Origin of the sequence: Corynebacterium sp. MSK204 (assembly GCF_030229885.1) — a bacterium.
Taxonomy (GTDB): Bacteria; Actinomycetota; Actinomycetes; order Mycobacteriales; family Mycobacteriaceae; genus Corynebacterium.
Genome location: NZ_JASPGQ010000003.1, coordinates 128,477 through 154,020 on the forward strand (window position 1 = coordinate 128,477; position 25,544 = coordinate 154,020).

General features: G+C 59.6%; 24 protein-coding genes and 3 tRNA genes. 14 read left to right on the forward strand and 13 right to left on the reverse strand.

The features are described from left to right. Nucleotides 1-206 precede the first annotated feature (206 nt). The 3 genes from QP908_RS03105 to QP908_RS03115 all read left to right on the forward strand — a co-directional run bounded on the left by QP908_RS03105 (nucleotide 207) and on the right by QP908_RS03115 (nucleotide 1,561). Nucleotides 207-371 carry a hypothetical protein gene (locus tag QP908_RS03105; protein ID WP_237799856.1) on the forward strand — a complete coding sequence of 55 codons (165 nt, stop codon included), beginning with the start codon at nucleotides 207-209 and terminating at the stop codon, nucleotides 369-371. Continuing rightward, entirely contained in the window at nucleotides 361-588 is a 228-nt protein-coding gene (locus tag QP908_RS03110) for a hypothetical protein (RefSeq protein ID WP_237799855.1), read from the forward strand. Before QP908_RS03105 ends, QP908_RS03110 begins: the two co-directional genes overlap by 11 nt. 139 nt (nucleotides 589-727) lie before the next feature. Continuing rightward, the gene (locus QP908_RS03115; protein ID WP_239268737.1) at nucleotides 728-1,561 is read left to right on the forward strand and encodes an aldo/keto reductase; all 834 of its coding nucleotides are present in this window, start codon (nucleotides 728-730) and stop codon (nucleotides 1,559-1,561) included. Nucleotides 1,562-1,650: 89 nt separating this feature from the next. Here QP908_RS03115 and QP908_RS03120 read toward each other — a convergent pair whose 3' ends face one another. Further along, entirely contained in the window at nucleotides 1,651-2,130 is a 480-nt protein-coding gene (locus QP908_RS03120) for a ribose-5-phosphate isomerase (RefSeq protein WP_005277878.1), read from the reverse strand. A 119-nt stretch (nucleotides 2,131-2,249) separates the two neighbouring features. Here QP908_RS03120 and QP908_RS03125 point away from each other — a divergent pair, with 119 nt between their 5' ends. Further along, a complete protein-coding gene (locus QP908_RS03125) occupies nucleotides 2,250-2,651 on the forward strand; it encodes a hypothetical protein (protein ID WP_284771613.1) in 402 nt (133 codons plus the stop codon). Here QP908_RS03125 and QP908_RS03130 read toward each other — a convergent pair whose 3' ends face one another. Beyond that, nucleotides 2,652-3,275, reverse strand: a complete 624-nt coding sequence (locus tag QP908_RS03130) for a mycothiol-dependent nitroreductase Rv2466c family protein (protein WP_239268741.1) — start codon at nucleotides 3,273-3,275, stop codon at nucleotides 2,652-2,654. It abuts the gene before it with no gap. Nucleotides 3,276-3,373: 98 nt separating this feature from the next. On the opposite strand from QP908_RS03130, the gene pepN reads away from it, so the two are divergent. Further along, the gene (gene pepN, locus QP908_RS03135) at nucleotides 3,374-5,890 is read left to right on the forward strand and encodes an aminopeptidase N (protein WP_239268743.1); all 2,517 of its coding nucleotides are present in this window, start codon (nucleotides 3,374-3,376) and stop codon (nucleotides 5,888-5,890) included. Nucleotides 5,891-5,893: 3 nt separating this feature from the next. Here the strand turns inward: pepN and QP908_RS03140 are convergent, their stop codons facing one another. Next, the gene (locus tag QP908_RS03140) at nucleotides 5,894-6,583 is read right to left on the reverse strand and encodes an SDR family oxidoreductase (protein WP_239268745.1); all 690 of its coding nucleotides are present in this window, start codon (nucleotides 6,581-6,583) and stop codon (nucleotides 5,894-5,896) included. A gap of 79 nt (nucleotides 6,584-6,662) precedes the next feature. Between QP908_RS03140 and QP908_RS03145 the strand changes: the two genes are divergently transcribed. Further along, nucleotides 6,663-8,534, forward strand: a complete 1,872-nt coding sequence (locus tag QP908_RS03145; protein WP_239268747.1) for an FAD/NAD(P)-binding protein — start codon at nucleotides 6,663-6,665, stop codon at nucleotides 8,532-8,534. A gap of 26 nt (nucleotides 8,535-8,560) precedes the next feature. Here the strand turns inward: QP908_RS03145 and QP908_RS03150 are convergent, their stop codons facing one another. Next, nucleotides 8,561-9,718 carry a cystathionine gamma-synthase gene (locus tag QP908_RS03150; protein ID WP_034658136.1) on the reverse strand — a complete coding sequence of 386 codons (1,158 nt, stop codon included), beginning with the start codon at nucleotides 9,716-9,718 and terminating at the stop codon, nucleotides 8,561-8,563. 155 nt (nucleotides 9,719-9,873) lie between these two features. On the opposite strand from QP908_RS03150, the gene QP908_RS03155 reads away from it, so the two are divergent. Together QP908_RS03155 and QP908_RS03160 are read left to right on the forward strand one after the other, a co-directional pair. Next, a complete protein-coding gene (locus QP908_RS03155) occupies nucleotides 9,874-10,878 on the forward strand; it encodes a mechanosensitive ion channel family protein (protein WP_034659037.1) in 1,005 nt (334 codons plus the stop codon). Further along, nucleotides 10,879-11,262 carry a globin gene (locus tag QP908_RS03160; protein ID WP_239268751.1) on the forward strand — a complete coding sequence of 128 codons (384 nt, stop codon included), beginning with the start codon at nucleotides 10,879-10,881 and terminating at the stop codon, nucleotides 11,260-11,262. It begins immediately after the preceding gene. Between the two features lie 131 nt (nucleotides 11,263-11,393). Here the strand turns inward: QP908_RS03160 and ald are convergent, their stop codons facing one another. The 6 genes from ald to QP908_RS03190 form a co-directional block, all read right to left on the reverse strand. Further along, nucleotides 11,394-12,485, reverse strand: coding sequence for an alanine dehydrogenase (gene ald, locus QP908_RS03165; RefSeq protein WP_284771614.1), 1,092 nt, complete (start codon nucleotides 12,483-12,485; stop codon nucleotides 11,394-11,396). A 257-nt stretch (nucleotides 12,486-12,742) separates the two neighbouring features. Next, nucleotides 12,743-13,381: a DUF8185 domain-containing protein gene (locus QP908_RS03170; RefSeq protein ID WP_239268755.1), complete on the reverse strand. Its 639-nt coding sequence runs from the start codon at nucleotides 13,379-13,381 to the stop codon at nucleotides 12,743-12,745. 42 nt (nucleotides 13,382-13,423) lie between these two features. Beyond that, the gene (locus tag QP908_RS03175) at nucleotides 13,424-13,837 is read right to left on the reverse strand and encodes an acyl-CoA thioesterase (RefSeq protein ID WP_239268757.1); all 414 of its coding nucleotides are present in this window, start codon (nucleotides 13,835-13,837) and stop codon (nucleotides 13,424-13,426) included. 12 nt (nucleotides 13,838-13,849) lie between these two features. Next, nucleotides 13,850-15,520, reverse strand: coding sequence for an energy-dependent translational throttle protein EttA (gene ettA, locus QP908_RS03180; protein WP_005277855.1), 1,671 nt, complete (start codon nucleotides 15,518-15,520; stop codon nucleotides 13,850-13,852). 110 nt (nucleotides 15,521-15,630) lie between these two features. Continuing rightward, nucleotides 15,631-16,227: a single-stranded DNA-binding protein gene (locus QP908_RS03185; RefSeq protein WP_239268759.1), complete on the reverse strand. Its 597-nt coding sequence runs from the start codon at nucleotides 16,225-16,227 to the stop codon at nucleotides 15,631-15,633. 192 nt (nucleotides 16,228-16,419) lie between these two features. Next, nucleotides 16,420-18,471, reverse strand: coding sequence for a bifunctional copper resistance protein CopD/cytochrome c oxidase assembly protein (locus QP908_RS03190; protein ID WP_370658451.1), 2,052 nt, complete (start codon nucleotides 18,469-18,471; stop codon nucleotides 16,420-16,422). A gap of 66 nt (nucleotides 18,472-18,537) precedes the next feature. On the opposite strand from QP908_RS03190, the gene QP908_RS03195 reads away from it, so the two are divergent. The 3 genes from QP908_RS03195 to cmrA all read left to right on the forward strand — a co-directional run bounded on the left by QP908_RS03195 (nucleotide 18,538) and on the right by cmrA (nucleotide 20,501). Next, complete coding sequence (locus QP908_RS03195; RefSeq protein WP_239268763.1) at nucleotides 18,538-19,461, forward strand: LysR family transcriptional regulator; 924 nt, start codon at nucleotides 18,538-18,540, stop codon at nucleotides 19,459-19,461. A gap of 40 nt (nucleotides 19,462-19,501) precedes the next feature. Continuing rightward, nucleotides 19,502-19,575: transfer RNA gene (locus QP908_RS03200), tRNA-Arg, on the forward strand. Between the two features lie 125 nt (nucleotides 19,576-19,700). Then, nucleotides 19,701-20,501, forward strand: a complete 801-nt coding sequence (cmrA, locus tag QP908_RS03205) for a mycolate reductase (protein ID WP_239268765.1) — start codon at nucleotides 19,701-19,703, stop codon at nucleotides 20,499-20,501. Here cmrA and QP908_RS03210 read toward each other — a convergent pair. Beyond that, a complete protein-coding gene (locus tag QP908_RS03210) occupies nucleotides 20,498-22,042 on the reverse strand; it encodes an alanine/glycine:cation symporter family protein (RefSeq protein WP_239268767.1) in 1,545 nt (514 codons plus the stop codon). The two genes, cmrA and QP908_RS03210, sit on opposite strands and share 4 nt — an antisense overlap. A 160-nt stretch (nucleotides 22,043-22,202) precedes the next feature. Here QP908_RS03210 and orn point away from each other — a divergent pair, with 160 nt between their 5' ends. Next, entirely contained in the window at nucleotides 22,203-22,844 is a 642-nt protein-coding gene (orn, locus tag QP908_RS03215; protein WP_284640171.1) for an oligoribonuclease, read from the forward strand. Nucleotides 22,845-22,893: 49 nt separating this feature from the next. Further along, nucleotides 22,894-22,969: transfer RNA gene (locus tag QP908_RS03220), tRNA-His, on the forward strand. Between the two features lie 28 nt (nucleotides 22,970-22,997). Here the strand turns inward: QP908_RS03220 and QP908_RS03225 are convergent. Together QP908_RS03225 and QP908_RS03230 are read right to left on the reverse strand one after the other, a co-directional pair. Next, entirely contained in the window at nucleotides 22,998-23,942 is a 945-nt protein-coding gene (locus tag QP908_RS03225) for an MsnO8 family LLM class oxidoreductase (RefSeq protein ID WP_349837918.1), read from the reverse strand. Nucleotides 23,943-23,962: 20 nt separating this feature from the next. Beyond that, a complete protein-coding gene (locus QP908_RS03230) occupies nucleotides 23,963-25,168 on the reverse strand; it encodes a L,D-transpeptidase (RefSeq protein ID WP_284771616.1) in 1,206 nt (401 codons plus the stop codon). Nucleotides 25,169-25,376: 208 nt separating this feature from the next. Here QP908_RS03230 and QP908_RS03235 point away from each other — a divergent pair. Continuing rightward, nucleotides 25,377-25,449, forward strand: a tRNA-Lys gene (locus QP908_RS03235). Nucleotides 25,450-25,544: the final 95 nt, after the last annotated feature.

Below are 25,544 nucleotides of genomic sequence, written 5' to 3' on the forward strand. Positions count from 1 at the left end.
CATTACTGTGTAATACTAGTGAATGTAAGGCTGCAAGGCACTTACAAAACTGAAGAGGTGATGGAGGTCGCGGCGCTAATTATTTCACTGTGTAGCCTAGCTATTCAGATAAAGCAGCACCGCAACGACCACCCACCAAAATCGGGTAGGCATCGCAAATAGCCTCTAGGGGCACACCTCCCAATATACCGAAAGGACACATTACAGTGACATTGAAACAGGCCTCCGCCGTCTCAGGCATCGTAGTCGCCGCCGCCTACTCGATAATTGCCGATTCGCCCATCTGGCTTATTGTCATAGCCTTAGCGGCACTATCCGGCTACAACCTAGCTACAGCCACTAACCAAGGGAGGAAAAACCGTGCAGCCTAAAATCATCGATGTCGATACCGGCGATGAATTGTGGACTGGCTCGGATTGCGCCGCCCATATCGGCGTGAGCTACGCAACCTGGCGCAATTACTCAGCTAATCACCGCACCCCTGAGCATGTGGCCACGATTTTGGGCCGCACGCGACTGTGGCTTGCTGAGGATATTAAGCGCTGGCACGCGTCCCGGCCGGGGTCACCCAGCCAGCTCCGCCGTTAGGCCTCCTTGCTGGTTCCTTAGCTTTATCGAGGTCCCTGCTTGCCGATGCCTCCCTCCATCCCGCCGCCCATCTCCCGCCAAGCGCGGCTATAAATACATCACATTGGGGCGGTAGCCAGAAAAGCGTAATCTGGTGTCCATGACCGTACCTAATATTACTTTGAACGATGGAAATACAATCCCCCAGCTGGGCTTTGGCGTCTTCCAAATGGACCCGGAAAAGACCGAGGAATACGTAGCTGAGGCGCTGCGCGTGGGCTACCGCCACATCGATACCGCAGCCATCTACGGCAATGAAGAAGGCGTGGGCAAGGCCATTGCCAACTCCGGCATCCCGCGCGAGGAACTCTTCATTACCACCAAACTGTGGAACGACCGCCACACCGATGCCGCTGCAGCGCTGGATGAATCCCTGCAGAAGCTGGGCCTTGACTACGTAGACCTGTACCTCATCCACTGGCCTACCCCAGCCAAGGGCACGTACGTGGAGGCTTGGAAGCAGCTCATTGAACTGCGTAAAGAAGGCAAGGCGAAGTCCATCGGCGTGTCCAACTTTGAGCCGGAGCACTTAGATCAGTTGGAGTCACACACGGACGTCGTCCCCGCGATTAACCAAGTGGAGCTGCACCCTTACCTGCAGCGCTGGCGCGAACTGGACGCTGGCCGCGCCCACGGCATCGCCATCGAGGCATGGGGCCCGCTGGGTCAGGGCAAGAGCGATATCTTGGAGGCACCAGAGGTTACTGAAGCCGCCGAGGCGCACGGTGTTTCCCCAGCCCAGGCCATTATTCGCTGGCACCTGCAAAATGGGGTCATCCTCTTCCCCAAGTCCTCGACGCCATCGCGCATTGCAGAAAACTTCGATGTCTTCGGCTTCGAGCTCACTGATGCAGAGATGGCCGCCATTACCTCTTTGGAGGAAGGCGAAGACGGCCGCGGTGGGCACCACCCCAATGACATGAACGACGCCTAATGCGCTTGGTGTAACCACCACATAGAAACGCCGCGTGGCACAAAGGGCCCGCGGCGTTCATTTATGTCTATTTAAGGAACCTGGCGGTTTTAGCGCGGGTCCTTGGGCAGCTCGGGTGGGATATTGGTGCGCTCGTATTCTGCGAGGATATCGATGCGGCGCTGGTGACGCTCGGCGCGGGACCATTCTTGATCCAAGAAAGCATCCACGATTTCTAGGGCCTCTTCCTGCGAGTGCATGCGCCCGCCGATGCCGATGAGCTGCGCATTATTGTGCTCGCGGGCTAGGCGTGCCGTTTCTGGCGACCATGCCAGCGCACAGCGCGCGCCCTTGACCTTATTGGCGGCAATCTGCTCGCCATTTCCGGATCCACCTAGCACGATTCCCAGGGAACCTGGATCGTTGACGGTGCATAGGGCCGCTTCAATGCAGAATGCGGGGTAGTCATCCTCGGCGTCATAGGTATGAGCGCCGCAATCGATGACGTCATGGCCTTGTTTGGTGAGGTGTTCAGAAATCAGGTTTTTGGTCTCAAAACCTGCGTGGTCAGCTCCAAGATATACGCGCATAGCCCCTACAGTACCGGCACCGCCGCCTTCTGGGCACCACTTTCTACAACCTATTTCGTTCATCGTCCGGTGCTGTTAAGCTAAAGCGCAGATTACGTGCTGCATAGAAAGGCTAAAGCATGGCCCCTCGCGTCCTCGCACTCTACGGCAGCATCCTTGCTATCGCGGTGCTGTTATTTGCGGCGAATATCTTCTTAACCAATAAGAACTACCTCGTGCCGCTTATTCATACCGTACTTTTCACTGTCGCCCACCTTGTTCTTGGGCCGTGGTGGCTGAATCAGAGGGTACTAAAGAAAAATCGCCTCGGCGGTTTAGCCGCGGTGATTGGGGTGTTATCCCTGCTTACCGCGGCCTCATGGGCTACGTGGGTGGCCGCCGCTTGGTCAGAATTTCAAGCCCAGACGGCCCTGCCCATTATCAATATCGCCGGGGTGCCGGCGTTTTTACTCACGCCGGTCATCGCGGTGTGCTGCCTGGCCGCCGCCGTGCGCCGCAAGCAAGGCCAGCAGCGCTCATAACTAGTCCTCTTCTACCTGTGGCATCTCTGTGCGAGAGCGCTTGAGTTCGAAGAAGTAAGGGAACTGGGCTAGGCGCACGGAGGCATCGAAAAGCTCACCGGCTTCCTCACCCGTGGGAACGCGGGTAATAACCGGGCCGAAGAAGGCGGTATCGCCCAACTTAATAACCGGGGTTCCTACCTCATCGCCCACGGAAGAAATGCCGTTGTGGTGGTATTCGCGCAGCTTCTCGTCGTACTCCTCGGTGCGTGCCACCTCCGCAAAGTCTGCGGGGAGGCCAACCTGCTCTAATGCCTGGGCGATGATCTCGTCATAGCCGCCATCCCCCTTCTTTCCGCCATTGCCCTTGGCGTGAATCAGGGTGCCCATGGCGGTATAGAGCTCGTCTACCTTTTCTGGCTGCTCGGTCTTTACCTTGGCAAATACGCGGGCAGGGCCCCAGTTGGCCTCCATCATCTCCATGTATTCGGGATCGAGATCGCGGCCATCATTCAGCACCGACAGGGACATCGGCTCGAATTCCACCGTAATATCGCGGACCTTTTCTACCTCTTTGATCCAGCGGGACGTTGCCCATGCGAAGGGGCAGGAAGCGTCGAACCAAAACTTAACTGGGGTGGTCATTATTCCTCCTTGAAATAAGTGCAGTTTGCCCCACCACTGTAAACGCGCTGCTAACCTTGATGCATCACTATTTTCGTTAGCAAAGGAGAATCTAGGCAATGACCTCTGTAAACCTCACGTGGGAGGAAGCAAAAAATCGCTCCCAGATGCTCAAGGTTGAGCATTACGATGTCGCTTTAGACCTTAAGCATTCCGATACCCACTTCCTGTCCACCACCACGGTGCGCTTTAGCACCCAGGAGGCCGGTTCTACCTTCATCGATCTGCGCGCGGACAAGCTGCACGAGGTGCGCCTGAACGGAAACCCGCTGCCCACGCAGTCCTATGACCCCACCTACGGCATTCCCCTCTCCGGGCTGCAGGTAGCGGATTACACGCTCAAGGTCACCGCGGAGATCCCCTTCTCCCGCACCGGCGAAGGCCTGCACCGCTTCGTGGACCCTGCCGATAACGAGGTCTACCTCTACACCCAGTTTGAAACCGCCGATGCCAAACGCGTCTTTGCCTGCTTCGACCAGCCGGATCTGAAGGCCACCTACTCCCTGCACTTTAAGGCCCCAGAGGAGTGGACCATTATCACCAATGGCCCGGTCACCCGCGAGGGCGATACCTCCCATTCTGAGATCGACTACCCGCTATCGACCTACCTGGTTGCCCTGTGCGCAGGCCCCTACCACGAGGTCACCGATACTTGGCGCGGCGAGCTGACCGAGCACCCCGAAGGCAAGCCGGCGCAAAAGCTCGAGGTCCCGCTCGGTATTTACTGCCGCGCCTCGCTGGCAGATTCCCTCGATGCCGAGCGCCTTTTTACTGAGACCAAGCAGGGTTTCGACTTTTACCACCGCAACTTCGGCTTCCCCTACCCCTTTGGCAAGTACGACCAGATTTTCGTCCCAGAGTTCAACGCCGGCGCGATGGAAAACGCCGGTTGCGTAACCCTCCGCGATGAATACGTCTTTACCTCGCAGGCCACGCACTACAAGTACGAGCGCCGCGCCGATACCGTCCTGCACGAGCTCGCCCACATGTGGTTCGGTGACCTCGTGACCATGCAGTGGTGGAATGACCTATGGCTCAACGAGTCCTTCGCCACCTGGTCCGCGGCCATCTCGCAGGCGGAAGAAACCGAATACGATACCGCCTGGGTCACCTTTGCCAACGTGGAAAAGTCCTGGGCCTACCAGCAGGATCAGCTGCCTACCACCCACCCCATTTCCACCGATGCCAGCGATATCGAAACCGTGGAGCAAAACTTCGACGGTATTACCTACGCCAAGGGCGCCTCGGTGCTCAAGCAGCTGCAGGCCTACGTTGGCCGCGAGAACTTCCTCGCCGGCGTGCGCCGTCACTTCGCCGCTCACGCGTGGGGCAATGCCACCTTCGACGATCTGCTCCGCCACCTCGAGGAGGCCTCCGGGCGCGATCTCTCCTTCTGGGCACAGCAGTGGCTGAAGACCACCGGTATTAATACCCTGGCGGTTGCCACGGGGGCCGATGATGACGGCACCATCACCCAGGCGCAGCTCACCCAGCGCGGCGATACCCTGCGCACCCACCGCGTTGCAGTGGGCCTGTACAGCACGCAGGACGGCAAGGTTGTGCGCACCGAGCGCCTCGAGATGGACGTGGATGGCGAATCCACCGAGATCCCAGAGCTGGTCGGCCGCAACCTGAAGGACATCGACTTCATCCTGCCCAACGATGACGATCTGACCTACTGCCTCATCGATTTGGATGCAGGATCCCTGCAATTTCTGCTGGATAATATCGAGAAATTTGATGACCCCATGGCGCGCACCCTGTGCTGGTCCACCGCCTGGGAGATGACCCGCGCCGGCACCATGCGCGCCCGCGACTTTATCCGCTTGGTGGCCCGCGGTATGAAGGCGGAGACCGAGCTCGCCGTCCTCGAGCGCATCGTCTCGCAGGCCTCTACCGCACTGAAGAACTACGCCGATCCGGCGTGGGCGAAAGACAGCACGGTTTTGGCGCAGGCGCTTGTCGATGGCGCCCGGAGCACCGATGCGCAGCGTTCCATCATCTGCACGCAGGCGCTGTCTAGGATTCGGCTGCACCAGCCGGCCCGCGACTACCTGCACGATCTCCTCGCGGATTCCGATGATGCCGGGCTGCGCTGGTCCGCCGTCGCAGCGCTCGCTGCCGCGGGTGCGCTTGCCGATGCCGAGGCCGCCATCGCCGCCCAGCTCAAGCGCGATAATTCCGCTACCGGCTACTACTCTTCCCTGCGCGCCCACGCCGCGATTGCCACCGCGGATAATAAGCGCGCGGTATGGGAAGAAATCGTAGCCGGGGATCTCACCAACCGCGAGCTCACCTCGAAGCTGGAGGGCTTAAACTACCCGCACTCCGATGATCTCTTACCCACCGCGGAATTCTTCGAGGTGGCCGAAAAGATCTGGGACTCCCAGTCCTCCGAGGTGGGCCTGACCACCGTTACCGGGCTATTCCCGTCCTGGGATATCAGCCAAGATGGCCTCGATCGCGCCGATGCCTTCCTGCAGAAGGATCTGGCAGGCGGCCTGCGCCGCACGATTACCGAGCAGCGCGACCGCGTGGCCCGCGCCCTGCGCAACCGCGAGGTCGACGCCGCTTAATGCTTAGTTCTTGCGGAGGTTCAGTTCGATGCGCGGGCGCACCTGAATCTCCGTGAGCTGGGTGGTGGGCCCAGCCTCCACGACGGTGCGGATGGCGCGCGCCACCTCCACGGGCGCAATAACCTCGTTCGGGTTGTAGTCCTGCAGGCCCTCCAGCATCGGGGTATCGGTGGGCCCCGGCGCCACGGTGGAGACGCGGATGCCGGGTTCGGAGATACGCAGGGCATCGGCAAGCGCATACAGCGCGTGCTTCGTCGCGGCATAAACCACGTTATCGCCGTAGCTCTTGCGCCCCGCCCCCGAGTTGATGAAGACGACGGTGCCCTCCGCCTTGCGCAGCTGCGGCAAGAGCGCGCGAGTAACCTCCGCTGGCGCGTGAACGTTTAAGTCCATGTGGGCGCGCCAATCGTGCGGGGTGGCCTCTTCCACCGAGAACTTCGTGGCGCGTGCCGCGCCGTGCACGAGCACATCGACCCGCTCTAGCTCGGGCAGCTGCATGCCCTCATCCAGCCCGGCTACCAAGTCGCTGGCAACCGGCGTGATATTTGCGGCTTTCGGCAGCTCATCGGCTCTGCGGCCCAGCGCATACACGTGGTGATCGCGGGCGAGATCCTTGATGATCTCGCGCCCCATGCCACCGGTGGCACCGGTAACGACGGCGATTTTCTCTGGCACATTCGTGGTATCAGTCATGCCACCCCATCATAGGGAAAATGGATGCTAGCGGTGCGCGGCGTTCGTCCCCGTTCCGCGATGTGGAACGATAGGGGCTATGGCTACTCCTGCAATCGCGATCGTCGGCATGGGCCCGCGCGGCATCTCTATCTTGGAACGCCTCGCCGCTCGCATGGATGATTCCAGCTCCCCCGTCACCGTCCACCTCATCGACGAGGCCCAGCACGGCGCCGGCCGGGTCTGGGACACCGCCCAAACCAAGACCCTGTGCATGAATACGCGCGCTGGCGCCGTCACGCTTTTTACCGAGCCCGGCGCGACGGTGAACGCCCCGGTGCTCGAGGGGCCAACGCAATACGAGTGGATCCAGCTGCTGCGCGGTGAGGGCGATAAGGTAGCTCCTGCCAAGCGCGAGCTTTATGCACAGCACCCTCCCGCCCCACACATTGCCACCGAGTACCGCGCGGAGCTGGCCGCCACCCGCCCAGAGTCCAATCCCACGCGCGCTTTATACGGCGAGTACCTGCGCTGGGTCTATGACGTGGTGCTGGCGCGCCTGCCGGAGAGCATTTCCACGGTGAGCCACCACCACCGCGTGGAGACCATCACCACGGATGGCTCAGCCGATATCCTGCACCTGGACGATGGCTCGCAGGTGCACGCCGATGCCTCGGTCCTAGCCTATGGCTGGATGGCGCCGCGCTTTAATGACGAGGAGCAGCACTTGGCGGAATCCGGGCTGCACTGGATCGCGCCGGGCAATCCCGTGGAACAAGACTATAAAGCCATTCCCGCCGGCGAAGACGTGCTGGTACGCGGGCTTGGCATGGGTTTTTATGACATCATGGCGCTAACCACCATTGAACGCGGTGGCAAATTCGTCGAGGATGCCACCACTCGCTCTGGCCTGCGCTACGAGGCGAGCGGGAAGGAACCACATTTCATCGTCGCCTCCGGCCGCGGTTATCCCTTCCATCCCAAGTCCGAGTACAACGAGCTGCCGCCCACGATGCCGCGGCGGCGGTTGCATGGGGTCATCGGAAAGCTCAAGGGCGCCGAGGACATCGACTTCGACGCCCAGGTTTGGCCCGCCATCGCGCGCGATAGCTACGAGGCGTATATCACCACGCTGGAACGAGTGAATCCGGCAGCTCTCCTTCGCCCGCGCGAAGAGATCCTCACGGTCATCGATGCCACCGCGCCTGACGATCTCGGCACCGCCCTTGCTCCCCTAGTCACCCAGCCGTGGGATATGACAGACCTTATGTACCAAGTTGCTGGATTTACCGGCGATATTTCGGCGCTCACCGCCCACATTGCGGATTCCCTGGCGGGCGATATCCAGGAGGCGGCCGCCGGGTATGATTCGCCCATGAAGGCCGCGCTGTGGTCACTGTCCCAGTCGCGCAAGCCCTCCTCCATCCTGGGTGCAGAAGGCCGCTATACCCGCGAGTCCCGCACAGGCCGCTACGCGCAATTCATGTCCTTTGGGCAGATGGTGGGCTCGGGCCCTCCGCTGTTCCGCGTGCGCCAGCTGCTCGCGCTTGTCGATGCCCACCTGGTCCATTTCCTTGGTGATCACCCCACCCTCGCGATCGAGTCAGACCATTACACCCTGACTTCTGGCCCGCGCTCGGCATCGTCGCCCACGCTTGTCGATGCCTTCATGCACAAGCCCGATATCCGCGTCGCCGGCGATCCGCTCACCCGCGGATTGGCCGAGGGTGGCCGGGTGCGCCCGTTTGCTGATCACGGGCAGGACACCGGCTCCCCCGAAACCGATGGTGCCACGCGGCGCACCGTCCACCCAGATGGCAGCCTGGATGAGCGCCTGCATATCGTGGGCATTCCCACCTATGCGCAGTGGCCGGATACAACGATTTCCCCCATGCCGGGCACGGATCCACTCATGCTGCAGGAAACCGATAAGACCGCCGGCTCCCTGCTCAAGGTTGCCGGCGGCCGGTAAACTCGCGGTTGCGCTGTGAGCGCGATTTAAAGGGCGTCGAGCGCCTGCTGCAGATCCGCTAGCAGGTCATCGATGTCCTCGATGCCGATGGAGATGCGCACCATGTCTTCCGGTGGCACCAGTTCCGATCCTTCGGCCGAAACGTGGGTCATGTTCTGCGGGTGCTCGATGAGCGATTCCACCCCGCCCAGCGATTCCGCCAGGCAAATAAGGCGCGTATTCAAACAAATCTGCTTGGCGTGCTCTGGGTCGTGGAAGCGCACGGACATCATGCCGCCGAACCCGCGCATCTGCTGCGCCGCCAGTTCGTGGCCCGGGTGCTCTGCCAATCCCGGGTAGCGCACCTGCTTAACCTCTGGGCGGGCCTGTAAGAATTCCGCCACCTTTTGCGCATTGGCGCAGTGGCGATCCATGCGCACGCCAAGGGTCTTAATGCCACGCGCAGTCAGGTAGGCATCGAAAGGCGAGGCGACCGCGCCCACGTTGCCCTGGAAATACAGCAGCTGCTCATCCACCTCGGGGTCATTGGTAACTACGGCGCCACCGAGGACATCGGAATGCCCACCCAAGTACTTCGTGGTGGAGTGCAGAACGTGGTCCGCGCCGAGTGCGAGGGGGTTCTGCAGGTACGGCGTGGCGAAGGTATTATCCACCAACACCTGCGCATTGCCCTTGACCTTAGCCACCGCCGCAATATCGGTGATATTCAGCGCCGGGTTGGTCGGGGTTTCCAGCCAGATGAGCTTAGTATTGTCCTTTACCGCAGCGGCGACGGCATCGACATCACAGGTGTTGATAATGGACATCTCCACGCCCCACTCCGTGAAATCATTAAGCAGGCGATAAGAACCGCCGTAGGAATCATTGCCCAAAATGACGTGATCGCCGGGGCGCACCAAGATGCGCACCATCGTATCGGCGGCTGCCATGCCGGTGGCAAAGACGCGGGCGTAATCCGCGCCCTCCAGTGCAGCCAAGGTCTTCTCGAGGGAGCGCACCGTCGGGTTGGCCACACGCCCGTATTCAAAGCCGCCGCGCAGTTGCGCGAGGCCATCCTGGGCGAACGTGGTCGAAGCGTAGATCGGCACGTTGATGGATCCCATGTGCGGATCCGGGTGATATCCAGCGTGAATGGATCGGGATGAAAATCCTTTTGCCAAGTTATGCGCGCTGTGTTCAGTCATGCCTCCCAATCGTAGACTAAGCGGTTCATCCACACCGGCCATTCGGCAATTTATATTCTGCCCTCTCCACGCGTTGCCGATTCGGCGCCATCAGTGAGATTTCAGGATTTTCTCTAGAATGGGTGCGGTTAGTTTGTGTCCACGATCAAGAAAGAATGATGAGTACGAACCTATTTACCATGGCTCAGGGCGCTGCAGAGAAAAAAGACGATGCAGTAGAGTCCGTATCGAGCTTCTGGAACGACGAGAACGTTCAACTTTGGCTTATCGAGCGACCCATCCGCATCGGCCTCATTATCATTTTGGCCTTCATTGCGCACTGGGCGCTGCGCCACCTCATCAACCGGCTGGCGAAAAACAGCATTAAGGCCTCCACCCTCAAAAAGCCCAGCCGCAGCCGCAGCAGGTCTGCGGAGGACGGCCAACCGGATGACACCCTGCGAGAAACCAGGGAGGCGCGCCGCGCCTCGCGCATTAAGACCCTCGCCGGCGTAGGGCGCTCGGCGGTCGCCATCGTGGTCTGGGTTTCTGCCGGCATTGCCATCCTGGACGAGTTGGAAGTCAACGTCGCCCCGCTGATCGCCTCAGCCGGTGTTATCGGTGTTGCCCTCGGCTTCGGTGCGCAGGAACTGGTCCGAGACTTCCTCTCCGGTATTTTCATGCTCATTGAGGATCAATACGGCATTGGCGATGTCATTGACCTGGGCAACGGCGTCTTCGGTGACGTCGAGTCCATTTCCCTGCGCATTACCACCGTCCGCGATATCGACGGTGCCCTGTGGTACGTCCGCAATGGCGAAATCCTGCAGGTGGCTAACCACTCCGATGAGTACTCCGTTGCCCGCATCCAAATCCCCGTCGGGCTATCCAATGACCCAGAGGTTGCCGGCGAGGTCATCGACAAGGCCGTCAAGGATGCCGTCAAGGACGAAAAGATCCGCAAGATGGTGCTCAGCACCCCGCGCATCGACGGCATGTCCAAGTTCGAGCCGGATTACGTATCCTTCCGCGTGTCCACCAAGACGCTGCCGGGCCGCCAGTGGGATGTCCAGCGCTTTGTCCAGTCCCGCGTCCTCAACGTCATGCACGCAGAGGGCATTACCACCCCGTACCCACACGGCATCGGCATTGCCAATCCGCATAAGGGAGACGATGCCTAAATGAATTCCGTCTATGAAGCCATCGGTGGCACCCCTACCTTTGAGCGCCTCGTGCATGGCTTTTATGACCAGGTCAAAGAAGATGACGTGATTGGTCCCATGTACCCGGATCAGGATTGGGAAGGCGCGGAACAGCGTCTTACCTGGTTCCTGATTCAGTACTGGGGCGGTCCCCAACACTTCTCCGAAAACCGTGGCCACCCGCGCCTGCGCATGCGGCATGCGACCTTCCCCATTGGTATGGAAGCCCACGATCGCTGGCTCGAGCTCATGGGAAAGTCCCTCGATAGCATCGAGGAAGACACCATCCCGCCGGCGTATCGCACCATGCTTTGGGATCACATGCAGCGCGTCGCCGCCATGCTCATCAACAGAGCGCCTTAATTTTTCAACTGCTTGTAGCGCTGCCTGTGCAAGCGTTGCAAGCTGTACAAAGAGGCCCGCGCACTTTCACATTAGGTAGTGCGCGGGCCTCTTTTACTGTGCGCTAGCGCCAAGTTAGCGCTGCCGGATGCTTAGTCTTTCCAGTCGAAAGCCTGGCGTACCGGCTCAGATACCAGCTTGCCCCCGCGGGTCATCACGCCTGAGCGCAGACCTGGGAAGCGCTCGATCGCGGCATCCAGGTCGTCGTTAGCCACCGCGCGGATATACGGCAGCGTCGCCGAGGCCAAGGCGCGGGCCGAGGTATTGGCCACCGCACCGGGCATATTGGCCACGCAGTAGAAGAGGGTGTCGTGCACCTTGAAGGTCGGCTCGTCGTGGGAGGTCTTGCGCGAGTTCTCGAAGCAGCCGCCCTGGTCGATGGCGACATCGACAAGCACCGCGCCCTCCTTCATCTTCTTCACAGTCTCCTCGCGCACCAGCTTCGGTGCCGCAGCGCCTGGAATCAAAACGGCGCCAATGACGAGATCGGCCTCCTCCAGCTCCTTATCCAGCGTGGACGGATCAGAGATCAGGGTGCGTACGCCGCCGGCGTACTGGTCATCAAAGCGCTGCAGGACGTGCGGATCCACGTCTAGGACCGTGACTTCTGCGCGTAGACCGTGCGCCATGGCCACGGCGGACGCTCCTACCTGGCCACCGCCGATGACCACCACGCGCGCAGGCTGGGTGCCCGGAATGCCGGAGACCAAGAGGCCGCGGCCGCCCTGGGTGGACAAAAGGTGGTGCGAGCCCTCAATAACGGCCAAGCGCCCGGCGACCTGGGACATGGGGGTCAGAAGCGGCAGGGTGCCGCGGCGGTCCGTAACGGTTTCATAGGCAATCGAGGTCGTCTTCGATTCCGTCAGCGCCTCCGTCAACGGGCGATCCACCGCCAAGTGGAGGTAGGTAAAGACGGTGAGATCCGAGCGCAGGTACTGGTACTCCGACTCCAACGGCTCCTTTACCTTCAGCAGGAGCTCGGCCTTGGCCCACGTCTCGTCCGCAGAATCGACGATGGTGGCCCCAGCCTCTACGTACTCCTCATCGGGGAAGGACGCGCCGACGCCCGCGCCCGTTTCAATGAAAAGCTCGTGCCCATCAGTAACCAAGGTCCGCACCTCGGTTGGGGTGAGGGCGACGCGGCTTTCATTATTCATGATTTCTTTGGGTACAGAAATGCGCACGGAGGTTCTCCTTCATGTGTTGGTTACAGAGGCGAAAATTTACTTCTCGCTGTCAGGTTAACGCAGAATGAGAAAGAGAATATAAGTTTGTGCGTATTTCACGAACGGGGGTGGAAGCTAAAATCCCGTTTTCCCAGATACCGCAGTATATAGGGTTAAAAATGCGCGCACCGGGGATACCCACTACCCCCGACTATTGGGTTATAGGTATTAATCACTGTCCGTTTTGGGTAACGGAATACCAGATTCGGGGAGTTTTACAGCACGGATAGCCGCGTGGAACGGTAGATGCTGCCAAACGGTGCATCAAGGCGCACCCACCGGCCAAGGCTCGATACACGCAGGTGTCGCGGAATATCCATGGAGGCAGAAAACCCCGGAATTAAGCCCAGGTTGGTGCAGGCGAAGATCATCCGCATCGGAATTTCCACCGTTTGGCCGTTGCCCTCAACCGTGACCACGGTCTGATTAAGCAAGCTGGGCGGCGGGCCCATGGGTCCAGAAAATTCCCGGGTCAGCTTCTGCCCCTGGTCCGAGAGCTCGCGTACTACCGTCACCGGCAGGGTATCTACCACGCTAAAGCCGGTCGCCGGGGGCAATGCGCCCGGCCACGACGCATCGCGGGACGGGCCGAGTTCCATAACACCGGTGCCATCGTTTTTCGCGAGCTGTTGCTCCAGCGTCTCCGCGGACCCCACTGCCCCATCGCGAGAGGCTTTCCCCTGCACCCGCCGGGAGGCGACAACCTCGAAGGGGGTGGTAACGAAGGCATCAACGACGTCATCGGCAAGCTGGCGCAGGCGCACCGATGCATTCGCGTCTACCCCGACTGCGCGCGCAAGAAGGGCCCGTAAGCCAGGTCCTCCGCTGCGAACTTCAAGCGACTCGGTGACCATGGCTTGCGGGCCCTACCTTTCTATGTGTGCACAGTGCGCCGTTTAAGAGGCGCTCATCTGCAGAATATCCTTTTCCTCATCCGTCAACGGGCGCGGGGTGTGCTTCTTCTTGTCAATGACAACCTGCACACAGTTCACCGTGGCCGCTACCTCCCCAGCAGCGGTCTTGACATGCTGGGTCGTGGTAAAGGATGACGAACCGATCTGGGAAACGGAGGTTTCCACGATGACGTGGGCATTGCCCTCAAAGGGAATGGGCCGCATATAGTCCACGTCGAGATGACGCACCAAGGCCATGAAATCGATGCCCTTGGCATAGATATTCTCCTTGGCAAAAGCCAAGCGTGCCTCCTGGGCAACCTCGATATAGTTGGCGTTCATCATGTGGCCGTACATATCGAAATCGCCCCAGCGGGTGGGCACTTGGTGGGTATGCGCGTTATCGGTCGCCATCATTCTCCTCAGGGATTATCGGGTGAGCTTGCGGTGAGTGACGCGAGAAGGACGGGCGGCGTCTTCTCCCAGACGCTCCACCTTGTTCTTCTCATAGTCACCAAAGTTACCCTCAAACCAGAACCATTGCCCCTCGGCAACGTTTCCTTCCCACGCCAGAATGTGGGTACAGGTACGGTCCAAGAACCAGCGGTCGTGGGAAATAACAACGGCGCAGCCCGGGAATTTCTCCAAGGCGTTTTCTAGCGAACCCAGGGTTTCGACGTCCAAGTCGTTGGTTGGCTCGTCAAGAAGGATAAGGTTGCCGCCCTCTTTCAAGGTCAGCGCCAAGTTCAAGCGGTTGCGCTCACCGCCGGAGAGCACCTTCGACGGCTTTTGCTGATCCGGGCCCTTAAAACCGAAGGCGGAAAGGTACGCGCGCGATGGCATCTCATTTTGGCCAACGTGAATATAATCCAGCCCGCCGGAGACGACCTCCCACACCGTAGCCTCTGGGTCGATATTCTCGCGATTCTGGTCCACGTAGGACAGCTTGACGGTCTCGCCGACCTCAACGGAGCCATCATCCGGTTCTTCCAAACCAACGATGGTCTTAAACAGCGTGGTCTTACCCACACCGTTCGGGCCGATAACACCGACGATGCCATTGCGCGGCAGGGTGAAGGACAAGTCCTTAATCAGGGTGCGATCATCGAAGCCCTTGACCAGGTTCTTTGCCTCGACGACCTTATTGCCCAAGCGTGGCGGCGTAGGAATCTGGATTTCCTCGAAGTCCAGCTTCTTATACTTCTCCGCCTCTGCAGCCATCTCTTCGTAGCGCTCCAAACGAGCCTTGTTCTTGGCCTGGCGAGCCTTGGCGCCGGAGCGTACCCATTCCAGCTCGTCCTTCAAGCGCTTGCGCAGCTTGGCGTCCTTCTTGCCGGCGACCTGGAGGCGCTCTTGCTTCTTATCCAGGTAGGTGGAGTAATTACCCTCGTACGGGTACAGCTTGCCGCGGTCCACCTCACAGATCCAGCCGGCCACGTGATCTAGGAAGTAACGGTCGTGGGTGACGGCTAGGACGGCACCTGGGTAATCCGCCAAGTGCTTTTCCAGCCATTCCACGGACTCGGCGTCCAAGTGGTTGGTGGGCTCGTCCAAAAGTAGCAGGTCCGGCTCCGTCAACAGGAGCTTGGCCAGGGCCACGCGGCGGCGCTCACCACCGGAGAGGTTGGTCACCGGGGCATCGGAAGGCGGGCAGCGCAATGCCTCCATCGCCTGCTCGATCTTGGAATCAACCTCCCATGCATCGGCGGCATCCAAGTCCTCTTGCAGCTTGCCCATTTCCGCCATGAGCTCATCGCTGTAATTGGTCGCCATCTCTTCGGCGATTTCCTCGAAGCGCTGCTTCTTTTCAAAGATATCGCCGAGGCCCTCCTCGACGTTGCCGCGCACGGTCTTTTCTTCATTCAGCGGCGGCTCCTGCTGCAGGATGCCCACGGTGGCACCCGGATCGAGGAATGCCTCACCGTTAGAAGGCTGATCCAAACCGGCCATAATCTTCAGAATGGAGGACTTACCGGCACCGTTGGGGCCGACCACACCAATCTTGGCGCCCGGGTAGAACGCCATCGTGACATCATCAAGGATGACCTTATCGCCAATTGCCTTGCGCACGTTTTTCATCGTGTAGATGAATTCGCCCACTTTTTACCCCTTTGCAAAAATTTGGGAGACGTATTTATCTACACAAACACTACATCAGAATGCGCGCCTAGGTGCCTCGGGTCGGGCGAACCCGAGGCGGATGGCAGGCGCTATGCATGCACGGTTTCGGCGGCCTCCTCTTCTTGCGTTGCTACTTGCTCGCCGTCCTGGGCTGCTGCACTATTTCCCGCTTGGATGCGGTCTGCAGCGGTATCAGCGGCGGTATCGCCCGGCGCGGAGTTATCTACGTCCGGTTCCACCTCATTATCGCCAAGCTCAGGGATGGCGATGTTTTCCTGGTTATACTGCGGCGCCAAGCGCTTTGCGCCGATGACGTGGCGGTTTAGGTCTAGGCCCACATACTGCGCCTTGATAAAGGTGCGGTAATGGTCCTTGCCCTCATCATCGCGCCACTGATCAGAGACGATCGAGCCGCAGACCAATAGCGGCATGCCCTTGGCCAGGGATTTCTTGACGTTGATGGCAAATTGGTTCCACATCTCCACGTCAATAAAGAGGTGGTCTACATCGCGCCACTGCTGCTGGCCGCGTTGGTTTTCGGCGTCGGTACCGGTATCGGCGGGGCGATCAGGAACGCGCCGGGAGGATGCGATGCGCAGCTTGGTTTTATATGCGCCGGTCGAGGTCTTGGTCAGGATGGGATCTTGGGTAAGGCGGCCGGTTAACATTACTGGGTATTGAGACATGGTGCTGAAATTCCTTTACTAGGTTGTGAGTTCGCGAGTGGTATGTCCCTCGCTCGCCTTCACATCCTGCTGCCGCAGCGCAAACCGCACCATGCCATGCCGCCCAGCGCTGTGGATAACTTGTTGTTCCCCTCAACAAAGCGGCCCCAGGATGGTCACTTTCGGGCGGGTTATCCACAGGTGGGCAATAAATTAGTGCCCGCGGAAGCCGCTTTCATCGCCGTGGCTCATGTCCTCCAGCATCGCGTTATAGCGGGCGAGCTCAGCATCGTCGTCCGCCTCCGCCTGCACATCGTGGCGCCGTGCGGTCGCGCGGTCATCGCGCAGCCAATCCAAAAAGAGCTTGCCAAAGACAATGACCAAGGGGAATTGGCCAAAGCCCCAGGCAATACCCCCGCCCACGCGCTGATCCTGCAGCAAGTCCTGATCCCAAGGCAGCTCGAGATACTGATAGAAGTCGAGGCCAAGCACCGTTTGCAGCTGCATCAGGTAGACCCCGGCGAAGAGGTGGAAGGGCATCGACAAGAAAAGCATGCCAAGCCGGAAGGGCGTGGAATGGCGCTTAGGCAAGGGATCTGGGCCAATGACCTCCCAGAAGTAGAAGTAGCCGGAAATGAGGAACACGTAGTTCATGATGAGATGGCCGGCGTGCTCCGAAATGGCGAATTCGTACAGGCTCGGGAAAAGATAGAGCACGTAGAGGAAAAAGAGGTACTGCGCCAAGTTCACGAAGGGATTGGTAATGACCCGCACGAACTTAGATTGGGTCAGCGCCAAGGCATAATCGTGCGGGCTCGGCTGCCCCTTTGGACCCGGCTCGTAGGCCTCCATGACCAAGGTGACGGGCGCGCCTAGCACCATGAGCAGCGGAATGGTCATGGACAAAATCATGTGCACCAGCATGTGGATGGAATACATTGCGGGCATGTACAGGCCGAGGCCGGTGGACATGACAAGCGTAAGGCCCAGCGAGCCGACCATAAACCACGCGGTGCGTCCCTTGTCCCAGCTCAACCCGCGCTTGTGCACGCGGTAAACGCAGTAGCCATATGCCGCGGCCATGAGCAGGCCAATCGTGCCAAACATGATGTCAAAGCGGAACATCGTCCAGATATTGAATACCGTGGGCGCCTCATGCAGGTTATAGCCCATGAGGATCTGCATGGAGCTCAAGTTCGGATCCCGCGGTGGCGGCGGCACGGTGCGCCCCAGGGTGATGGCTACGCCAATCGTGCCCGCCATGACCGCGAGCTCCACGATGGCGATGCGGATAAAGAGCCGCGGGTTTTTATCTAACTGCGGGATGGTGAGTTCGCGGTGGATAAGCCCCAAAATGCCCAGCAGGATGGTGAGCACGAACTTGGTGATCAGGATAATGCCGTAAGGCGATTGCGGCAGGTCCGAAATATCCATCCGGATGAGCGTATTGATTAGGCCGGATACCGCCAGCACGACGATGGCCATGAAAGCGATGGCGGAATATCGCTTGACCGCGAAGGGGAGGTTCGGGCCCAGGCGCCGGCCATGCGCGATGAGCGCCATGAGGCCGCCCACCCACAGCATCACAAATACCAGGTGCCACAGCAGCGAGTTCGTGCCGTAATCGTGATCGCCACCGGTCGCAGAGTGGCCTTCAAGGCCGATGGGGACTACTTGCAGGATGGACAGCAAAAGCAGCACCGGCTGCATGGCCCAGGTGCGGCTGAGGCTGCCAATAATTCCCACGGTAAGGGCGATGAGCACCGCAATGCCCCACACGATGGTGGAGGAAATTTCCGTAAAGGCCATTTTCAAAATGGTCAGGTTGAAGACCTTAAAAAACGGCGTGCCGGTCAGGTCCGACATGATCATCGGGATTTCTACCAGCCCCACGGCCGCAGCACCGAAGGCCGACCACGTGCCAGTGCGGGCGGCGATATGGCCGTCGACCGATAAAGGCGCCTCGATGAGGGAATCGTTCTCCCCGCGCGGGGCGATGAGAAACGACGAGGCCAAAAAGGACCCCACGGATAGCGCCATCAATAGCCACGCCAGCCCACGGAACAGCGGCAGGCCGAAGGTGGTAATCCGTCCTGGGTCCGGAATGCCCAAGGCGGCCAAGGAATCCGCCAATAAGAACAAGGAAATGAACCCGGCGAGCAAGCCAGCAAAAAGCATTGCTGCAATAAAAATCCCCCAGGAAGGACGGGGTTTTTGCGTTCCAGACTGCGTGCCTTTGACCAGCTTATTGACCATAGCTCGCATTCTATAGGGCCACCCTAATGCAAAGCGAACGCATATTTTCTCCCTGGATGTGCCATGATAGGACTTATGGACACCCGTCAACTTCTTTATTTCCGTGCCGTTGTAGACAATGGGTCCTTTACCCATGCCGCCGCAGCCCTCGAAATGACCCAGCCCTCCCTGAGCCTTTCCATCCGCAAATTGGAAAAGGAGCTCAATACCCAGTTGCTGTCCCGGGGTCGTTCGGGCGTAACCACCACGGAGGCAGGTGATTATGTCTATGACACCGCCCTTAAGGTCGATGCCCTGCTGGCCGATGCCCAGCGCCACATCAGCGAAATCACCGGCGATAACGCCAATACCGTCTCCCTGACGTCGTGTCCCATTTTGAACTGGGAATTTACCCCCTCCATCCTCTCCGAGCTCACCGAAATCCACCCCTCAGCTCGCATCAGCCTGGATGATTCCACCGCCGCCACCGCCATCAAGCGGCTCTTGGAGGGCCAGGTGGACCTCGCGCTCTTGCCGACGTCCGACCCCAAAGCCTTCATCCGCCGCTACTCCCCCGAGCTCACCGTCCACGACGTCGCCGAATTCGACTACTCCCTTGCGGTGCCAGAGAGCATGGCAGATCTTCCTTCCCCCGTCTCCTTGCAGGACTTGCGCGAGGAAACCTGGCTGGTTCCTCCCCACTGCCGCGAGCTTCCCGGCATGGCGGAGCTTTACGATGAACTGTGGGAACACCACCCCTCCTACAAGCCGGATCACATTCAAGACGTCGCATCGCTGCATGCCGCCATCCCGATGATTTCCAGCGGCTTTGGCATCAGCTTCATGCCGCGATGCGCCCCCGCACTGCATCCGCAGGGCATCGCTAAACTAACGGTCAAAGAGGATCTTCCACGATTCCATGCCATCTTGGCGTATCGCTCCGACCGCGAACTGACCCCTGCCGCCCAAGAATTGATCGAAATTCTGCGCGCGCACGATTCCGCCCGCCCCCTGGCTTAGGAATCGCCGTGGCTGTGGGCTAATATGAGTGTGCTGTCCAGCCCCCATAGCTCAGCGGATTAGAGCAGTGGGTTTCTACCCCATGTGTCGCGGGTTCGAGTCCTGCTGGGGGCACCGTCTGAAGTCTCGAGGCATCGTTTCTTAAAGCTACGATGCCTCGAGACTTTTTCGCAGCGTGCCGGCTTTTTGTCTACGCTGGGGTCTTTAGAACCTAGCCCCCCCCTTCGAAAGGCTCGACAATGTCACTTCCGGCACCATCTCGTACCTCCTACGCCCTAGTTACGGGCGCTAGCCAGGGCATCGGCAAGGCGATGGCCCACGATTTCGCGGCGATGGGCTATAACGTCATCCTCGTTGCCCGGCGCGGCGAAATCTTGGAAGATTTAGCCACAGAACTTCAGCGCCGCCACCACATTGAGGCCAGTGCCCTACCCGCGGATTTGGCCACCGATGAGGGCGTCGAGGCGGTCATTGACACCATCTCCTCCAAGAAAGTCTCCATCTTGGTCAATTCCGCCGGCATCGCCAGCTTCGGGCCCTTCATGGACCAGGACTGGGGCTACGAGACCTCCCAATTCGCCTTAAACGGCACCGCCGTGCACCGCCTGACCCGCGCCGCGCTGGAACACATGCTCCCGCGGCGTGCGGGCGCCATCTGCAATGTGGGCTCAACGGCCGGCAATATCCCCATCCCCAATAACGCGACCTACGTCTTTACCAAGGCCGGGGTGAATGCGTTTACGGAGGCGCTGCACTATGAGCTCAAGGGCTCTGGCATCAGCTGTACCCTGCTAGCTCCTGGGCCGGTACGTGAGGCGACCATCGCCGAAGAGGACCAGACCATCGTGGATAAGGTCGTGCCCGATGCGCTGTGGACCACGTATGAGTCCTGCTCCAAAGAGACCATCGCGGCCATGCAAAAAGGCCAGCGACGCGTGGTCCCTGGCCCCTTGTCAAAGGCGATGAACGTGGTCAGCAAGGTGCTGCCGACCCCAGTCATCGCGCCGCTCATTGGGCGGTTTTATTCCCAGATGAGCTAGCGTTCCGCATTCTCGCCGGCGGCTTGCTTGCTGGCCGCTTGTGCCGCCGCACGGGCGTTTTTGCGGTCCACCCAGAAATCGGCATTCTTGATGCCCACCGCCTCTGGGTCGAATTCCGGATCCTTGCCCGCCTTCTTTTGTTTCTCGTAGTCCTTCAGGACCTTGAGCGCCGGCACCTGCAGGAAGAGGACGGCGATGATATTTAGCCATGCGGTGGTGCCCACGCCGATATCGCCCAGCGCCCAGGCCGAGCCCGGAGTCGTGGTAGCACCCACGATGACCGAGACGATAATCAGGATGCGCAGCGCCCATACTAGGCCGCGACGAACCGCGCGGGACTTGACCCAACGGTTGAAGTAGGTCAGGTTGACCTCGGACATGTAGTAGTACGCCAGCACGGTGGTAAAGGCGAAGAAGGCAATGGACACGGCGATAAACGTCGGGCCCCAGCCAGCAAAGACGCTATCGAGGCCGGATTGGACGAAGCCGGGGCCGACTGCGACGTCATCGGGAAGCGAGCCTTGGTAGACAACCTCGCCATCCTCGGATTCGCCGCGGAAGACGGTGTACATATCCGTGGAGATGATCATAAACGCCGTTGCGGAGCACACGAAGAGGGTGTCGATGTACACGGCGAAGGACTGCACGAAGCCTTGCTTGGCCGGGTGGGAGACCTCCGCGGCGGCAGCGGACTGCGGGCCGGTGCCCTGGCCAGCCTCGTTGGAGTAAATACCGCGCTTAACGCCCCACATGATGGCCACACCCAGCATGCCGGAGAACCCGGCCTCGAGGTTAAAGGCAGACTTAAAGATAAGGCCAAAGACCTCTGGGATCTGCGAGTAGTTGATGAGCATCACGACGATGGAGATGCCGATGTAGATCGCAGCCATAAACGGCACGACTAGGGTGGCGAAGTTAGCGATGCGCTTGACGCCACCGATAATGATGGTGGCCAAAATGCCGGCCAGGACTACCGCGGCCCAGGTGGAATTGATACCCCACGCGGTATCGGCCGCTGCGGCCACAGCATTGGCCTGAATGCCCGGCAGGAAGTAGCTGGTGGCCAAAATCATGGCGATGGCAAAGAGGATGCCATAGACCATCATGAACGGCGCAGCCTTGGTGTGCTTATACGCCTTTTCGATGTAATAAGCCGGGCCACCGCGGTACTCGCCGGTGTCCTGGTCCTTTTCTTTATAAATCTGCGCCAGGGTGCACTCGATGAAGGAGGTGGACGAGCCCAAAAGCGCCACAGCCCACATCCAGAACACCGCACCCGGGCCACCGAAGGCAATGGCCGTGGACACGCCGGCGATATTACCCACGCCCACGCGGCCGGATAGAGAGACCATCAGCGATTGGAAGGAAGAAACACCGTCGTCAGATTTTTCGCCCTTGGAAATTTGCCGCAGCATATCCGGTAGGCAACGGACCTGCAGGCCCCGCGTTATCACGGTGAAATAAACACCCGCACCCAAGCACAAAAACACGAGGGCGGGCGACCAAATTATGGAATTGAGGGCATCGAGAAAGTTTGCCATCGAGAAACTCCTTAGTCATTCGCACCTCCCTTGTGAAGCACGATATAGAAAGTATGCCGTAAATCACTCCCCCGTGTCGGTAAAACGATAGGTAAATTTTTCTTTTGCTTTTCGGGGTGCAGATCGGGGCGCGCGGAGGGCCCCGCCGGCCGGGGCTAGAATGGAACGCATGTCTTCTCCCGAAATCGCCGCAAAATATGATCGCCTCGTGTGGATCGACCTGGAAATGACCGGCCTCGACCCAGAGCGCCACGTCATCGTCGAGGTGGCCGCCGTCATCACGGATGGTAACCTCAATATCCTTGGCAAGGGCATCGATCTCGTCGTCCACGCCACCGAAGAGGAACTATCCCAGATGGATTCCTTCGTCACCGAGATGCACGCGAACTCCGGCCTCGACAAGGAAATCCGCCAGTCCACCACCACCATCCGCGAGGCCGAGGACGCGGTGCTGGCGCTCATCAACGAGCACTGCGAGCACCCCGCTCCCCTAGCCGGCAATTCCATCGCCACCGACCGCACCTTCATCCGCACCTACATGCCGCGGCTGGATGAGGCGTTGCACTACCGCATGATCGACGTCTCCACCATCAAGGAGCTCGCCCGGCGCTGGCACCCGCGGGCCTACTACAACCAGCCCGATAAAGGCATGGCCCACCGCGCGCTGCAGGACATCATCGAGTCCATCCGCGAGCTCGATTTCTATCGCCGCAGCGTCTTTCGCACCGATGAGGGCCCAACTTCTACCGAAGCCGAGGACCTCAAGGCCGAAACCACCGCCGATTACCAGGCGTTTTTGTAATTTACGCGGCGTGAGTTAACCTATATCTCGTTGCTTTCGCGCAACGATGGTGGCTGTAGTTCAGCTGGTAGAGCACCAGGTTGTGATCCTGGTTGTCGCGGGTTCGAGTCCCGTCAGCCACCCCAATCTCCCGAGCCCCGCGCTCGGGATTTTTTATATCTCCACCACCATTTCCTCCGAGCGGGACCTCCCGGCAAGATCCGGCATGTCTCCGGTAATCAGGAACTCATCGACGCCCAGCCGCTTGCCGATGTCCCTTAGTTCCTCCCCCACTTCCCCCACCGTCCCCCAGACGTCGTGGCTCAGGGACTCGTCGATGCGGCGCTGCTGTTGGCTCGTCAGGCCCTCTAGATCCAATTCGCGGGCCGGGCGAAGCGGCGCGAATTCCCCGGTGGACTGGGCCATGACCTTTGCATAGGACTCCGGCAGCAAAAGGTCGCGCGCTTGGTCCGCGGTATCGGCGACGGCGATATTGAGGGAGGAGATGATAGGTGGGGCATCGGCAAGCGCATGCTCGCGGTAGAGCCGCGCCGCCTTTTCCTGCATCTCAACAGGCCCGCCCAGGATGACACCCAATCCCAGCCGCGCGGCCACCGTGACCGACCGGAAGCCGGCGAGGATATAGATGGGCGTGCCCGCATACTCGGGCCGCACCGTCACCGCCTCCTCTCCGCGCAGGTAGCGCAACAGGGTCCCGACCTCGTTCTCGAACTGCGGCTTGAGCTCCAGCGGACCGCCCTGGCGCAGCGCCTTGCGCACCGGCACGGTAAATCCCACTGAGGAGCCCAGCCCAATATCGATCCTGCCCGGGTACAGCGCCTCCAAGAGGTTGATTTGTTCCGCGACTAGAAACGGCGGGTGGTTGAGCAGCATGATGCCTGCGGTGCCCACGCGAATGCGCTGCGTGCGCGCCGCTACGTGTGCAGCCAACATGCCCGGCTGGCCCGCTGGGATGCCCGGCACGCCGTGGTGCTCGGCGAGGAAAAACCTGCGAAACCCCAGCCGCTCCACCTGCTGCGCATGCTCGGCTATCCCATCGAGTGTGCCCGCCGCCCCGCGGTCCAAAATAGAAAAGCGCATGGCCACCACTGTAACCATGCGCCTAAAAGTTGTGCGGATTATTGATTAGCGTACGCGTTGCCCTTGGACCATTCCTCCCAAGACATGTTCCAATCGCCCAAGCCGTCCAAGGGGTTAAGCGTCCCACCATAAGTATTGATTACGTGGACGATATCGCCGCGCTTGACGGTGTTCTGGAACCACTGCGCGGCCTCTGGCGTGACGTTGATGCAGCCGTGAGAGGTATTGGAATTACCCTGCGCCCACACGGACCACGGTGCGGAGTGCACGTAAATGCCGGAATAGGACATCTGGGTAGCCCAGTCCACCTCGGTGCTGTAGCCGCCCGCATCGTGCGCAAGCCCGAAGGTCTCAGAATCCATCAGCAGCGACTGGTGCTGATCGCCAATGACATAACGCCCATTCGGGGTGTCATATTGATAATCGCGACCCAGCGATACCGGAATGGTGCGCAAGAGCTCCTTGTTCTTGTAGACCTTCATGGTCTTGGTTGCATTATCCACCAGCGTGACGGTGCGATCCCCGATGGTGAAATCCGTCCCGGTATTTTCCCCGCCGTAGATGCCGCCACCGAGGTCCTTGCCGTATTGATCGACCTTGACCTCAACCTTGGTGCCCGGCTCCCAATACTCCTTGGGGCGCCAGCGCACCTCTTGGTTATTCACCCAGTAGAACGCGCCTTCCACCTCTGGGTTGGTCTTAACCGTAATCGTGTCCTCTGCCGCCTTGCGGTCAGTGATATAGGTGCCGAAATTGACGCCGATAACCTGGCCCACGCCTACCTCGGAGCCCGGGATGGGCGTCATAGCCACCTGGGCGACGCCCGCGGCCTGCGAGGTGGAAAAGCTCAGGTTCTTCTTATTGTCATCCTTGTCAGTGGCCACGATGGAATAAGTGTGGTTATAGCCAAGATCCTCCGCCGTAGTCCACTTCTTGCCGTCCTCAGAGAGTTTTTCTTCAACTTCCACGCCCAGCTCATTGGTCATGGTCACGCTCTTGAGCTCGGTGGTGGATTCCACGGTGACAGGCTTGGATGGATCGACATCCTCTGCCCCATCCTTCACGGAGGCGGAAAGCTTGGACTTTTCTTTCTGCTCAGATTGCTCAGCTGAGCTCGAGGTAGATTCCTGGTCCCCCGAGCGGTTTTCAGCGGCGGAATTAACGGAGCACGAGGCTACTACCAGGGAAATGCACGCAATGCTCGCAGCAGCAATGCGGCGGGGATTAGGGAGGGAAATAATCACTAAGTAGACCTTAGAAATACAGTAGTTCTTTCAAGACCAATCCAGACTATCGTCTTGCCACCCCAAATACCAGAAACAAGCTCACCATTATCCAAACTGTTATACTCCCCAGAAATACACTATGAGCAGGCGATTTTACAGTTTTTCAACCGGGGTGCTAAAGTTTCTACTCGTTGCACAGAGAGCCACACGGCAGGACGTCAACACTGCGCCATTAGCTCAATTGGCAGAGCAACTGACTCTTAATCAGTGGGTTCGGGGTTCGATTCCCTGATGGCGCACAACAGTAAAATCGCGAGGCAAGCACCTCGCGATTTTTTCGTTTTCAAAGCTAGCAGTTCAAGGCTAGCAAAAAGGCCGAGCATCTCGCTCGGCC

Bases quoted from the DNA above. Each gene is read 5' to 3' on its own strand.
- QP908_RS03130 (WP_239268741.1), bottom strand. From the start codon at position 3,275: ATGACCACCCCAGTTAAGTTTTGGTTCGACGCTTCCTGCCCCTTCGCA.
- QP908_RS03125 (WP_284771613.1), top strand. From the start codon at position 2,250: ATGGCCCCTCGCGTCCTCGCACTCTACGGCAGCATCCTTGCTATCGCG.
- pepN (WP_239268743.1), top strand. From the start codon at position 3,374: ATGACCTCTGTAAACCTCACGTGGGAGGAAGCAAAAAATCGCTCCCAG.
- QP908_RS03140 (WP_239268745.1), bottom strand. From the start codon at position 6,583: ATGACTGATACCACGAATGTGCCAGAGAAAATCGCCGTCGTTACCGGT.
- QP908_RS03185 (WP_239268759.1), bottom strand. From the start codon at position 16,227: ATGTCTCAATACCCAGTAATGTTAACCGGCCGCCTTACCCAAGATCCC.
- QP908_RS03195 (WP_239268763.1), top strand. From the start codon at position 18,538: ATGGACACCCGTCAACTTCTTTATTTCCGTGCCGTTGTAGACAATGGG.
- QP908_RS03210 (WP_239268767.1), bottom strand. From the start codon at position 22,042: ATGGCAAACTTTCTCGATGCCCTCAATTCCATAATTTGGTCGCCCGCC.
- QP908_RS03150 (WP_034658136.1), bottom strand. From the start codon at position 9,718: ATGACTGAACACAGCGCGCATAACTTGGCAAAAGGATTTTCATCCCGA.
- QP908_RS03120 (WP_005277878.1), bottom strand. From the start codon at position 2,130: ATGCGCGTATATCTTGGAGCTGACCACGCAGGTTTTGAGACCAAAAAC.
- orn (WP_284640171.1), top strand. From the start codon at position 22,203: ATGGAACGCATGTCTTCTCCCGAAATCGCCGCAAAATATGATCGCCTC.
- QP908_RS03115 (WP_239268737.1), top strand. From the start codon at position 728: ATGACCGTACCTAATATTACTTTGAACGATGGAAATACAATCCCCCAG.
- QP908_RS03190 (WP_370658451.1), bottom strand. From the start codon at position 18,471: ATGCGAGCTATGGTCAATAAGCTGGTCAAAGGCACGCAGTCTGGAACG.
- QP908_RS03160 (WP_239268751.1), top strand. From the start codon at position 10,879: ATGAATTCCGTCTATGAAGCCATCGGTGGCACCCCTACCTTTGAGCGC.
- QP908_RS03175 (WP_239268757.1), bottom strand. From the start codon at position 13,837: ATGATGGCGACCGATAACGCGCATACCCACCAAGTGCCCACCCGCTGG.
- QP908_RS03155 (WP_034659037.1), top strand. From the start codon at position 9,874: ATGATGAGTACGAACCTATTTACCATGGCTCAGGGCGCTGCAGAGAAA.
- QP908_RS03170 (WP_239268755.1), bottom strand. From the start codon at position 13,381: ATGGTCACCGAGTCGCTTGAAGTTCGCAGCGGAGGACCTGGCTTACGG.
- cmrA (WP_239268765.1), top strand. From the start codon at position 19,701: ATGTCACTTCCGGCACCATCTCGTACCTCCTACGCCCTAGTTACGGGC.
- QP908_RS03145 (WP_239268747.1), top strand. From the start codon at position 6,663: ATGGCTACTCCTGCAATCGCGATCGTCGGCATGGGCCCGCGCGGCATC.
- QP908_RS03225 (WP_349837918.1), bottom strand. From the start codon at position 23,942: ATGGTTACAGTGGTGGCCATGCGCTTTTCTATTTTGGACCGCGGGGCG.